2 protein-coding genes are annotated in these 14,225 nt (G+C 72.4%); both read left to right on the top strand.

Annotated features, from left to right (window positions below; all coding sequences use genetic code 11):
* Positions 1–69: 69 nt before the first annotated feature.
* Positions 70–13,896 carry a non-ribosomal peptide synthetase gene (locus OQ02_RS14045; RefSeq protein ID WP_231500021.1) on the top strand — a complete coding sequence of 4,609 codons (13,827 nt, stop codon included), beginning with the start codon at positions 70–72 and terminating at the stop codon, positions 13,894–13,896.
* Positions 13,893–14,090, top strand: a complete 198-nt coding sequence (locus tag OQ02_RS14050) for an MbtH family protein (protein ID WP_033438837.1) — start codon at positions 13,893–13,895, stop codon at positions 14,088–14,090. Before OQ02_RS14045 ends, OQ02_RS14050 begins: the two co-directional genes overlap by 4 nt.
* Positions 14,091–14,225 lie beyond the last annotated feature (135 nt).

Below are 14,225 nucleotides of genomic sequence, written 5' to 3' on the forward strand. Positions count from 1 at the left end.
TGCCGACGTGCATCCCCACCCGTGGTGTGTGCGGAGAAGTCGGGAAGAAGCGGGAAAGGTTTCGTGACCATGGCGCTGCCCTTGACCGGTGCTCAGACCGGTGTCTGGTTGGCACAGCAGCTGGAGCCCGACAACCCCGTCTACAACATCGGCTGGTACCTGGAGCTGCGCGGCGCGGTCGACCTCGACCGGTTGGAGACGGCCGTGCGGCAGGCGGTGGGCGAGGCCGGCGCGCTGCACGTCCGGTTCACCGAAGAGGGGCAGGTTTCGGCGCCGGTGACGACCGACGTCACGCACCTGTCGTTCGACTCGGCCGCCGACGCTCGGGCGTGGATGGACGACGACCTCGGCCGGTTGACCGACCTCGCCAACGGGCCGATGTTCCACCAGGCGTTGCTGCGCGTCGCCGACCACGTGGTCTGGTACCAGCGCTACCACCACCTCGTGATCGACGCCTACGGCTTCGTGCTGCTCGCCCGACGGGTGCACGAGCTGTACGCGGCTCCCGACGAACCGCGCCCCAAGCCCGCGAGCGCGCTCGTCGACGCCGACCTCGCCTACCGCGATTCCCCGGCGCAGCACCAGGACCGGGAGTTCTGGCACGCGAAGATGACGGACCGCCCGGAGCCCGTGCGGCTCGTGCCGCGTGCCGCCGGACAGGTGCGCGAGGTCGTCCGCCGGACCTTCGAGCTGCCGAACGCGTTGTCGTCACGGGAGGCCATCGCCGCCGTCGCCACCTACGTGCACCGCGTGACCGGCGCGTCCGACCTGGTGCTGGCCATGCCGATGACCGGTCGACGCGACGAGGCCGGCCGGGTCACGCCGGGGATGTCGTCCACCGTTCTGCCGCTGCGCGTCACCGTGCGGCCGGACAGCACCGTCACCGGCCTGGTCGCGGACGTCGACCGCGGGGTGCGCGAGGTCGTGCCGCGCAGCGCCTACCGGGGAGAGGACCTGGCGCGCGAACTCGGTCTGCGCGACGGCATCCCCGAGCTGGTCGGGCCCACGGTCAACTACCTGGGGTTCACCCGGGAGGACCTGTTCGACGGCCTCGACGTCACGTTCCACGTGCTGTCGCTCGGCCCGGTCAACGACCTCACCACGTCGTTCCTCCCGCGCGCCGACGGGAGCATGTCCGTCACGTTCGAGGCGAACGCGGCCGTGTGCACCCCCGAGGAGCTGGCCGACCACGAGCACCGGTTCCTCCGCGTGCTCGGCGCGGACCCGGACCAGCCGGTCGCGTCGATCGACCTGGTGGACGACGCGGAACGCGCCCGGCTGCTGGACTTCGGCACGTCACCCCGCGAGGTGGACGAGGTGACGTGGCCCGGGGCGTTCGAACGCCAGGCCCTGCGGACGCCCGACGCCGTCGCGGTCGTGTGCGAGGACGTCCGACTCACGTACGCCGAGCTGAACGCCGCGGCGAACCGGCTCGCCCGCGCCCTCGTCGCCGAAGGCGTGCGCGCGGAAGACGTGGTGGGCGTGGCACTCCCGCGCTCGGCCGACCTCGTCGTCACGCTGCTCGCGGTGATGAAGGCCGGCGCCGCGTACCTGCCGCTGGACCTCGACCACCCGCGTGACCGGGTCGACTACATGGTGGCCGACGCGGGCGCGAAGCTGGTCATCACGCCGGACACGCGGTTCGAGCTGCCCTCCGACGGCTCCGACCTCGGCCTGGACATCGCGCTGGACCAGGCCGCGTACGTGATCTACACGTCCGGGTCGACCGGTCGGCCCAAGGGCGTCGTCGTGACGCACGAGGGCATCGGCAGCCTGATCGCGACCGCGACGGACCGGATCGGGATCACCGCGGACAGCCGGGTCGTGCAGTTCGCGTCCGTCGGCTTCGACGTGGCCGTGTGGGACCTGTGCATGTCGTTGGGCGTCGGCGGTCGGGCGATCGTCGTGCCGTCGCACCGGCGGGTCGCGGGTGAGGCGCTGACCTCGTACATCGCCGAACACCGCGCCACGCACATGATCCTGCCGCCGTCGCTGGTCGCGGCGCTGCCGGCGGACTGCGAGCTGCCCGAGGGCGCGGTGCTGGTCGTCGGCACCGAGACCGTGCCGACCGAGCTGATCGCCCGGTGGGCGCGGAGGCTGCGCGTCGTCGCGGCCTACGGGCTCACCGAGGCCACCGTCAACTCGACGCTGTGGGCCGCGCAGCCGGACTGGACCGGGCCGGTGCCGATCGGTGTGCCGGACCCCAACACGCGGTGCTACATCCTCGATTCGGCGCTGCGGCCCGTGCCGGTGGGGGTCGAGGGCGAGCTGTACGTCGGCGGGCGCGGGCTGGCGCGCGGTTACCGGGGGCAGGCGGCGCTGACCGCGTCCCGGTTCGTGGCCGACCCGTTCGGCGGTGCCGGCGCCCGCATGTACCGGACGGGTGACCGTGCCCGGTGGCGGGCGGACGGCAACATCGACTTCCTGGGGCGCGCGGACGGCCAGGTGAAGATCCGGGGGTTCCGGATCGAGCCCGGCGAGGTCGAGAGCGTGCTCATGGCGCACCCCGACATCGCGCAGGCCGCCGTGCTGGTGCGGGAGGACCACCGGCGGGTCAAGCGGCTGGTCGCGTACGTGGTCGGGTCGGCGGCTCCGGCGGACGCGCGGGAGCACGTCGCTTCGACGCTGCCCGAGTACATGGTGCCGTCGGTGGTGCTGCCCCTGGCCGGGCCGTTGCCGTTGACGCCGAACGGGAAGCTCGACCGGGCGGCGCTGCCGGAACCGGACTGGACGGCGTTGGGCGGCGACGCGCCGGCGACGAACCCGGTCGAGCAGACCCTGGTGGATGTGGTGGAGGCCGTGCTGGGCCTGACGCCGGGTATCCACGACAACTTCTTCGAGCTGGGCGGCGACAGCATCGTCACCATGCAGCTGGTGTCGCGGGCCCGTGACGCCGGTCTGGTGATCACGCCGCGCGAGGTCTTCGAGCACCGGACCGTGGCAGGGCTGGCCCGCGTCGCCCGCGCGGTGGGTACCGCTGCTCTGGACGTGACCGGGTTCGACGGTCCGGTGCTGCCGGTGTCGCCGTTGCAGGAAGGCTTCTTCTTCCACGCGCAGTACGACGCGGACGACTCGTACGTGGTGCAGGAAGTGCTGGCGCTGAAAGCCGGCCGGGACGACGTGCAGGGGTTGCTGGACCGGCACCCGTTGCTGCGCGCCGGTTTCCGGCAGACCGAGCGCGGGCGGGTGGAGCAGGTGATCGCTGAGGCGGTGACGCTGCCCTGGCGCGAGTACCCGGCCACCGATGACGTGGAAGACGTCCTGGCCGCCGAACGCGCCCCGGGCTTCGACCTGTCGGCGCCGCCCCTGATGCGGGCCGCGCGGCACGGTGACCGGCTCGTGCTGACGGTGCACCACATCCTGCTGGACGGGTGGTCGGTCGGGCTGATCCGGCGGGAGCTGGTCGGCGGTCGGGTGGAACCGGTCGATCACCGCCGCTACTTCGCGTGGCTGGCAAGCCGCGACCGCGACGCCGCGCACGCCGCGTGGCGCGCCGCGCTGTCCGATGTGGACGAGCCAACCAGAATTGTCGGACCCGGCCGGCAGAATAAAAGCAGGGGTCCCCGGGGAGGGGACCTCCGCGAAGCATCCTCGGCGACCGAAAGCCCGCTGGGCACGTCGGGCGCGCCAGGCACGCGCGGCACGTCGGACACGCTTGGCACGTCGGGCACGTCGGGCACGTCGGGCACGTCGGGCACGTCGGGCACGTCGGGCGCGTCGGGCACGTCGGGCACGTCGGGCACGTCGGGCACGTCGGGCACGTCGGGCACGTCGGGCACGTCGGGCACGTCGGGCACGTCGGGCACGCTTGGCACGTCGGGCACGTCGGGCACGTCGGGCACGTCGGGCGCGCCGGGCACGCTTGGCACGTCGGGCACGTCGGGCGCGCCGGGCACGCTTGGCACGTCGGGCACGTCGGGCGCGCCGGGCACGCTTGGTGCGTCGGGTGCGTCGGGTGCGTCTGCTGCGTCCGGCGCGCCTGCTGCGTCCGGCACGGCGGGCATGTCGGGCGCGCTGGGCACATCGGGCGTGCCAGGCACTCCGGGTGTGTCGGGCACGTCGGGCACGCTGGGTGCGCTGGAGGCGTCGCCCCGGCACGGTCAGCACCGCGTGCGGTTGTCCGCCGAGTCGACGGCAGCCCTGACCGCCGAAGCGCGACGGCGCGGCCTCACGCTCAGCACTGTCCTCCACGGCGCCTGGGGCCTGCTGCTCGGCGCGCTCACCGGCCGCACCGACGTCGTGTACGGCACGACGGTCGCGGGCCGCCCGGCCGAGGTGCCCGGCATCGAGAACGCCGTGGGCCTGTTCATCAACACCGTCCCAGTCCGCCAGCGCTGGAAGGGCGGCGACAGCCTCGCCACCGTCTTCCAGCGCTTCCAGGACGAGCAGACCCGCCTGCTGGACCACCAGCACCTCGGTCTGGCCGAGATCCAGCGCATCACCGGGCACGGCGAGCTGTTCGACACCCTGGTGGTGGTCGAGAACTTCCCGGACGTGGTGGACGACGTCGAGGTCCGCGACCAGGTCCACTACCCCCTCGCCCTCGTGGTCATGCCCGGCGAACGCATCGAACTCCGCCTCAAGCACCGTCTCCCGGACGCCGAAGTGGCCGCGCTCGGCGACCGGCTGGTCCGGCTGCTGACCGCGTTCGCCACCACCCCCGACCGCCCGGTGGCCCACCTCGGCCTCGTCTCCGCGCAGGAAACCGACTGGTTCGCGGAACTCAACGCCACGGCTGTCGACGTCCCGGACGGCACGCTCGTCAGCCGGATCGACGCCCAGACCGCCCGCACCCCGAACGCCGTAGCGGTCGTCCACGACGGCACCTCGCTCACCTACGCCGAACTGGACCGCCGCGCCACCACACTGGCACGCAGGCTGCGCGCCGCCGACGCCGGTGACGTCGTGGGCGTGGCCGTGCCCCGGTCGGTCGAACTGATGGTGGCGCTGCTGGGCGTGCTCAAGTCCGGCGCCGCCTACCTGCCCCTCGACCTCGACTACCCCGCCGAGCGGATCGAGTTCATGCTCGCCGACTCCGGCGCGACGACGGTCGTCCGGCCGGAGGACTGCGTCGCGGAGACCGCGCCGGACGTCGAACTACCCGCCCCGCACCCGGACCGGCCCGCCTACCTGATCTACACCTCCGGCTCGACCGGACGGCCCAAGGGCGTCGTCGTCACGCACCGCGCCATCGTGAACCGCCTCGCGTGGATGCAGCACGAGTACGGCCTGACCGCCGACGACCGCGTGCTCCAGAAGACACCGTCGAGCTTCGACGTGTCCGTCTGGGAGTTCTTCTGGGCGCTGTGCGAAGGCGCGGCCGTCGTCCTCGCCAAGCCGGACGGCCACCGCGACCCCGCCTACCTGGCCGACCTCATCCACCGCGAACGCGTCACCACGCTGCACTTCGTGCCGTCGATGCTGGCCGCGTTCCTCGGCGTCCCCGAGGTGTGCGACGACGCCCGGTGGTCGACCAGCCTGCGCCGCGTGTTCAGCAGCGGTGAGGCGTTGACCGGTGACGTGGCCGCCAGGTGGCTGGCGCTCACCGCCGTGCCGCTGCACAACCTCTACGGCCCGACGGAAGCGGCCGTGGACGTCACCTACTTCGAGTACGACGGCGCGCCGGACCCGGCCGTGCCGATCGGCCGCCCGGTCTGGAACACCCGGCTGCACGTGCTCGACCCGTTCCTCCGGCCCGTCCCGACGGGCGTGCCCGGTGAGCTGTACCTCGCCGGCGCGCAGCTCGCCCTCGGCTACCACGGCCGGTTCGCGCTCACCGCCGAGCGGTTCGTGGCCGACCCGTTCGGCGAGCCCGGCTCCCGCATGTACCGCACGGGCGACCTGGTGGTGCGCCGCCCGGACGGCGTGATCGTCTACCTGGGGCGCACGGACCGCCAGGTCAAGGTGCGCGGCAACCGGATCGAGCTGGGCGAGGTCGAGTCCGCGCTGGCCACGCTGCCGGGCGTCCGCCGGGCCGCCGTGATCGCGCGGGACAACCAGCTGCTCGGGTACGTGACGCCGGCGGACGTCGACCTGGACGCGCTGAGGACCGGCATCGCCCGCGCGCTGCCCGCCGCGATGGTCCCGCACGCCCTGGTGGCGCTGCCCGACTTCCCCCTCACCCCGAGCGGCAAGCTCGACCAGAACGCGCTGCCGTCCCCGACCTCCGCGACCACGGAACGACGTGCCCCGCAGACCGACCGGGAACGCCTGCTGTGCGGTGTGTTCGCCGCCGTGCTCGGCGTGCCGGAACCCGGGGTGGACGACGACTTCTTCGGCCTCGGCGGCGACAGCATCACGTCCATCGCGGTGTCCAGCCGGGCCCGCAAACTGGGCGTCGAGATCAGCCCGCGTGACGTGTTCGAGCACCGCACGGTCGCAGCCCTCGCGACCGTGGAGACCGTCGGCCGGCACGTCGAGGACGCCCCGCTGCTGGTGCTGACCGACGACCAGCGCCGCGCCCTGCCGGAGGCCGAGGACGTCTGGCCGCTCTCGCCGCTGCAGGAGGGCCTGTACTTCCACTCCAGCTACGACACCGACGCGCTCGACGTCTACCTCTCCCAGGAGACGATGGACTTCGCCGGCCGGTTGGACGTCGACCGGCTGCGCCGCGCCGTAGCCGTGCTCCTCGACCGCAACCCGAGCCTGCGCGCGGGGTTCACCGGCGAAGGCGTGCCCGGACCGGTGCAGTTCATCGCGCCCGGCGTGGAGATCCCGCTGCGCGTGGTCGACCTGGCGGACGAATCCGAGACGGCCGATCTCCTGGCCGCCGACCGCCGCGAGCGCTTCGACCTCGCCGCGCCACCGCTGTGCCGGTTCCTGGTGCTGCGCCTCCCGGACGGCCGGGACCGGCTCGTCATCACGCACCACCTGATCCTCTGGGACGGCTGGTCGGCGTGGCTGTTCCTGGAGCAGCTGCTGGAGCTGTACCGCGACGCCGAAGCCGAACTACCGCCACCCGGCTCCTACCGGGACTACCTGACGTGGCTGGCCCGTCAGGACCACGAAGCCGCACGTCAAGCATGGCGCACCGCCCTCTCCGGCCTGCGCGAGCCGACCCTGGTCGCGCCGGTGGACCGGTCCCGCGAGCCGGTCATCCCGGCCGAGTTCCACCAGGAGTTGACCGCAGACCTGACCGACCGGATCCGCGCCGAGGCCCGGCGGCACGGCCTGACCGCCAACGCCGTGTTCAACGTCGCGTGGGCGCTGGTGCTGGCGAGCCAGGTCGGCCGGGACGACGTCGTGTTCGGCACCGCCGTCGCGGGCCGCCCGGTCGAGGTGGAGCACGTCGAGCACGTCATCGGCATGTTCCTCAACACCATCCCCACCAGGGTCACGGTCGACCCCCGCGAGACCGTGCTGGACCTGCTGCGGCGCTTCCAGGCCGAGCGGACCGCGCTGATGTCGTACGAGCACGTCGGTCTCGGCGAGATCCAGCAGGAAGCCGGGCACCGGCAGCTGTTCGACACGCTGTTCGTGCTGCGCACCGGCGACGGCGAGGACCGGCAGGCGGAGCTGGCACAGGCGCACGACGTCCTGGACGTGTCCAATGTGGACGGAACGCACTTCCCGCTGACGCTCGTCATCACGCCGGGTGCCCGGACCCGCGTCACGCTCGCGTCCCGGCCGGACATCTTCACCGCCGACGCGGCCGAAGCCCTGCTCACCCGCTACACGACCGTGCTGGAGCGGCTGGTCGACGCACCGGACGCGCTGCTCGGCACGCTCGACGTGCTGCCCGACCACGAGCGCCGCGCGTTGGCCGCGGAGTGGGACGCCGGCGCGGACAGCATGGTCGAGGACACCATCGCCGACCTGCTGGTCGCCCAGACGAGGAAGACACCGGACGCGACCGCGCTGGTGTTCGGCGACCGGCGGCTCACCTACGCCGAGTTGCAGGACCGGATCGACACCCTCGCCCGGCTGCTGATCAGCCGGGGCGCCGGGCCGGAACGGGTGGTCGCGCTGGCGTTGCCGCGCACGATCGAGATGGTGGTGGCGCTGTTCGCGGTGCTGCGCACCGGCGCCGCCTACCTGCCGCTGGACCTCGACCACCCGGCGGACCGGCTGCTGATGATGATCGACGACACCAAGCCGCTGTGCGTGCTGTCGACCACCGCGGTCGGGCTGGTGCCGGACGCGCTGTGCCTGGACGACCTGAATCTGGACGCGTTGAGCTCGGACGATCCGGGCCGGGACGACCTGCCGCTAGCGCCGGAGGACGTCGAGTGGCCGCGGTTCTCGCTCGAGCACCCGGCGTACGTGATCTACACGTCGGGTTCGACCGGCCGCCCCAAGGGCGTGGTCACGCCGTACCGCGGCCTGACGAACATGCAGCTCAACCACCAGCAGGCGATCTTCGAGCCGGCCATCGCGGCGGCAGGCGGGCGGCGGCTGCGGATCGCCCACACGGTGTCGTTCGCGTTCGACATGTCCTGGGAAGAGCTGCTGTGGCTGGTGGAAGGCCACGAGGTGCACGTGTGCGACGAGGAGTTGCGACGTGACGCCGCGGCCCTGGTCGCGTACTGCGACGAGCACCTGATCGACGTGGTCAACGTGACCCCGACCTACGCGCAGCTGCTCATCGAGGAGGGCCTGCTCGACAACCACGTGCCCGCGCTGGTGCTGCTCGGCGGCGAGGCCGTGCCGGAATCGGTGTGGCAGCGGCTGCGCGAGACTCCCGGCACGTACGGCTACAACCTGTACGGGCCGACCGAGTACACGATCAACACGCTCGGAGCGTCCACAGAGGACAGCGAGACGGCGACCGTCGGCAAGGCGATCCGCAACACGCGTGCGTACGTCCTCGACGCGCGCCTCCGGCCGGTGCCGCCCGGCTCACCCGGTGAGCTGTACATCGCGGGCATCGGCCTGGCCCGCGGCTACCACGACCGGTTCGGCCTCACCGCCGAGCGGTTCGTCGCCGACCCGTACGGGCCGCCCGGCACCCGCATGTACCGCACCGGAGACCTGGTGCGCGCCCGCCGTGACGGGAACCTGGACTTCCTCGGCCGCACGGACGACCAGGTCAAGATCCGCGGTTACCGGGTGGAGCTGGGCGAAGTCGAGTCGGCGCTGGCCGCGCAACCCGGCGTGACGCACGCCGCGGTCGTGGTGGACGCCGGACCGGGTGGCGTGAAGCGGCTCGTCGGGTACGTGGTGTCGTCCGTCGACCCGGCGGTGCTGCGGGACGGGCTCAAGTCCGGCCTGCCCGACTACATGGTGCCCGCGGCGATCATGCCGGTGGACGCGTTGCCGCTGACCGTGAACGGCAAGCTCGACGTCCGCGCCCTGCCCAAGCCGGTGGTGACGGGCGCGGCGTCGTCGCGTGCCGCCGCCACCCGGGAAGAGGAAGTGCTGTGCGGGTTGTTCTCCGACGTGCTCGGGGTGCCGTCGGTGGGCGTGGACGACGACTTCTTCGACCTGGGCGGCCACTCGCTGCTCGCCACGCGGCTGATCAGCCGGGCCCGGTCGGTGCTGGGCGTCGACCTGGCGATCCGGGACCTGTTCGACGCGCCCACGGTCGCCGAGCTGGCGTCACGGGCCGGTGGCGGCTCGGTCGGGTCGCGCTCGGCCCGGCCGCCGCTGGTGCCCGTGGAACGGCCCGCCGAGCTGCCGCTGTCGTCGGCCCAGCAGCGGTTGTGGCTGATCCAGCAGATGGAGGGCACGTCCGCCGCCTACAACTTCCCGCTGGTGTTCAAGGTGGGCGGCCCGCTGGACGTGGATGCGTTCACCGCCGCCGTCGGTGACGTCGTCGACCGGCACGAGGCGCTGCGGACCGTGTTCGGGGAGCACGAGGGCACGCCGTTCCAGCGGGTGCTGCACGACGTCACGCCCGAGGTCGTGGTGCGTTCGGCGACCGAGGACGACGTGGCCGGGATCGTGCGGGACGAGGTCGAGCGGCCGTTCGACCTGCGCACCGAACTGCCGTTGCGGGTGACCGTCGCGTCCCTGTCCCCGGACGAGCACCTGGTCGTCATCCTGCTGCACCACATCACCACCGACGAGTGGTCCGACCGGCCGTTCCTGCGTGATCTCGCGTCGGCCTACCGGGCGCGGCGGACCGGCGGGGCTCCGCGGTGGACGCCGTTGCCGGTCCAGTACGCCGACTACACCGTGTGGCAGCGGGACGTGCTGGAGGTCGTCGGCGAGGAGCAGCTGGACTTCTGGGCGCGGACGCTGGCCGGTGCGCCGGAAGAGCTGGAACTGCCGGTGGACCGGCCGCGTCCCGGACGTCCGACGTTCCAGGGCTCCGACCTGGAGATCGAGTTCGAGCCGGAGTTGGCGGACGGGCTGCGGGCTTTCGCGCAGACGTCCGGCGCGTCGATGTTCATGGTGTTGCAGGCCGCCGTCGCCGCTCTGCTGGCCCGGTTGGGCGCCGGCGACGACATCCCGTTGGGCGCGCCGATCGCGGGCCGCACCGACGAGGCGTTGGACGACCTGGTCGGGTTCTTCGTGAACACGCTGGTGCTGCGGGCCGACCTGTCCGGCGACCCGGCGTTCACCGAGCTGGTGGCGCGGGTGAAGGAGACCTCGCTGGCCGCGTTCTCGCACCAGGACGTGCCGTTCGAGGCGGTGGTGGACCGGCTCAACCCGACCCGTTCGGCGGCCCGGAACCCGCTGTTCCAGGTCATGGTCGGGTACCACAGCCGCGGTCGTGACGCGGGGGAGTTCGACGGCCTGCCGGTGACGTGGGTCGGCCACGAGACCACGACGGCGAAGTTCGACCTGGTGTTCAGCTTCACCGAGGTGGTGGACGGGCCGGTGGTGTGCCGGCTGGAGTACGCGACCGACCTGTTCGACCGGGTGACGGTGGAACGCCTCGGCGCTCGGCTGACCACGTTGGTGGGCGCGGTGCTGGCCAGGCCGTCCGCGCCGGTGAGCGAGGTCGACCTGCTGGCGCCCGACGAGCGCCGCCGGGTGGTGGACGAGTTCAACCGGACCGCCCGGGTGGTGCCGGAGGAGACGTTCCCGGTGATGTTCGCCCGGTGCGTGGCCACGACGCCCGACGCGGTGGCCGTGGTCGACCGCAACCGGTCGGTCAGCTACGCGTGGCTGGACGACCGGTCCGACCGGATCGCCCGGCTGCTCGCCGCGCGCGGTGTCGGTCGGGAGTCCGTGGTGGGCATCGCGGTGCCGAAGTCGGCGGACATGGTCGCCACCGTCGTCGCCACCCTGAAGCTCGGCGCGGCCTACCTGCCGCTCGACCTCTCGCACCCCGCCGACCGGATCGCGTACATGATCCAGGATTCCGCGGCCACGCTCGTGGTCACCACCTATGACGCGCCCGTCCCCGACGTCGTGGAGATCCTGACCCTCGACGCGGATTCCGTGCGCGAAGAACTGGCCGCTGTACCCGACAGCCAGTCGACTGCGTGCAGTGGACCGTTGGGGCTCGACTCGGCGATGTACGTCATCTACACGTCGGGCTCGACCGGCCGGCCGAAGGGCGTGGTGGTGCCGCACGAGGGCATCTCCAGCCTCGCCGCGACCGCCATCGACCGGATGGGGCTCACGTCGGAGAGCCGGGTGCTCCAGTTCGCGTCGGTCGGCTTCGACGTGGCCGTGTTCGAGCTGACGATGGCGCTGTGCGTCGGCGGGCGGCTGGTGTTCGCGCCCGACGAGGTGCGCGTCGCCGGACCGGAGCTGACCGACTTCCTGCGCGACCGCCGGATCACGCACATGATCCTGCCGCCGTCGCTGGTGTCCGCCCTGCCCGCCGACTGCGAACTGCCCGAGGGCTCCACCATCCTGGTCGGCACCGAAACCGTGCCGCCGGACGTGATCGGGCGCTGGGCGGGACGGCTCAACCTGCTGGCCGCGTACGGCCTCACCGAGGCCACCGTCAACTCCACGCTGTGGAAAGCGGAGCCGGAGTGGGACACCGCCGTGCCCATCGGCATCCCCGACCCCAACACCACCGTGTACGTGTTGGACGACCGGCTGCGGCCGGTGCCACCCGGTGTGGTCGGCGAGCTGTACGTGTCCGGGCGCGGTCTGGCCCGCGGCTACCTCGGCCAGTTCGCGCTCACCGCGTCCCGGTTCGTCGCCTCACCGTTCGGTCCGCCCGGTGCCCGCATGTACCGCACGGGCGACCGCGCGCGTTGGCGTGCCGACGGCAACCTCGACTTCCTCGGCCGGGTCGACACCCAGGTCAAGATCCGCGGCTTCCGGATCGAGCTCGGCGAGATCGAAGCCGCCCTGGCCCGGCACCCCGCGGTGGTCCAGGCCGCCGTGGTCGCCGACCGGGCGGGCGACGTGACCAGGCTCGTCGGCTACGTCGTCGGCTCGACTGAGGACGACCTGCGGGCGTTCGCCGCCGAACGGCTCCCCGAGTACATGGTCCCGGCCACGGTGATCTTCCTCGACGGGCCGCTCCCGCTGACGCCGAACGGCAAGCTCGACCGCCGTGCCCTGCCGCAGCCCGACTGGTCGGCGCTGACCGGCGACGACCGTCCGGTGACGCCCGAGCAGAAGGCGATCGCGGAGCTGTTCGCCGAGCTGCTGGGCGTGTCACCGGGCATCCACGACAACTTCTTCACCCTCGGCGGCCACTCGATGGCGTCCATGCGGCTGGTCGGCAAGATCCGGTCGGCGTTCGGGGTGGACATCGCGTTGCGCGACGTCTTCGACTCGCCCACCGTCGCCGGGCTGGCCGGGCGGCTGACCGGCGCCACGTCGGCCCGTCCCCGGTTGCGCCGGTTCGACCGTCCGGTGGACCTGCCGCTGTCGCCCGTGCAGCGCGGCCGGGCGTCGGGCAGGTGGGATCACGCGTTGGCGCTGCGGGCTTCCACGCCGTTCGACGTGCCCGCGCTGGTCGCCGCGTACGCGGATGTCGTCGACCGCCACGAGCCGTTGCGGACGGTGGTCGACGGTGGCGTGCAGCGGGCGGTTCCGGCGCCACCTCTGGAAGTAGTGGGCGTACTCGGCCTGGACGGTGCGCTGCGCGCGCTCGCGGGTGGGCGGGTCGACCTGGCGTCCCAGCCGCCAGTCCGTGCGCAGCTGGTGGTGGACGACCGCGACGGCGCTCAGGCGTTCCTGCTGACCATGAGCTACCTCGCGGTGGACGAGTGGTCCGTGGTGCCGCTGTTCCGCGACCTCCAGCACGCCTACGCCGCCCGCCGGGCCGGTGAAGCTCCACAGTGGACAGAGCTGCCGGTGACCTACGCCGACTACGCGCTGTGGTCGCTGGAGGTGGTCGAGTCGGTGGGGGAGGAGCAGCACGCGTTCTGGCGCGAGACCCTGCGCGACCTGCCCGTGCTCGACCTGCCCTATGCCGGCGAACCCGGACCCGGACGCCACCCGGCCGAAGTGATCCCGTTCGAGCTGCCGGCGTCACTGCACGCGTCCGTCGACCACCTGGCGACGGGCACCGGGACCAGCATGTTCATGGTGGTGCAGGCCGCCCTGGCCGCCGCGCTCACGCCGTACGGCACGGACATCCCGATCGGCACGATGGCCGCCGGGCGGACCGAGGAAGCCCTGGCGGACCTGGTCGGCTCGTTCTTCAACCGGATCGTGCTGCGCACCGACACCGCCGGGCACCCCAGCTACGCCGAACTGCTGTCCCGCATCCGCGCCACCAACCTGGCGGCCCTGGACAACGCCGACGTGCAGGTGCCCTACGACCCGCAAGTGATGATCGTCCACCACGAGAAGGCGGTCCTGTCGACCCTGGAGGCCGACACCGGCAGCCTGGAAGCCATCCCCACCGGCACCACCCCCGCCGAACTGACCCTCAGCTTCTACGAACCGAGGGACGACGGCCCCGTGCCGTGCTACCTCGTCTACGCGACCGACCTGTTCACCCCGACCACAGCCCAAGACCTGGTCGACGCGGTACTGCGCCACCTGCACGCCGCGACGACCGACCCCGACCGGAGGATCGAGCCGTGACCAACCCGTTCGAAGACCCAGAAGGCCGCTTCCACGTCCTCGTCAACGACGAGGGCCAGCACTCCCTGTGGCCGTCGTTCGCCGACGTCCCGGCGGGCTGGGCCACCAGGTTCGGCCCGGACACCCGGGACGCGTGCGTCGCCTACGTGGAGGAGCACTGGACCGACCTGCGCCCCCTCAGCCTGCGCGACTGACCGGCGACGGGGTCGACTGCGAGCGGTGGATCGAACGCGCGATCGAGAAGTGCCTCGTCGCCACACGTGCCGAGCGCGTCCGCGAACTCGCGGGGACCATCGACGTTCTCGTGCTGATCGAGGAGGTGGAGGCGT

The sequence above is a fragment of the Saccharothrix sp. NRRL B-16314 genome (genome assembly GCF_000716595.1).
GTDB lineage: Bacteria > Actinomycetota > Actinomycetes > Mycobacteriales > Pseudonocardiaceae > Actinosynnema.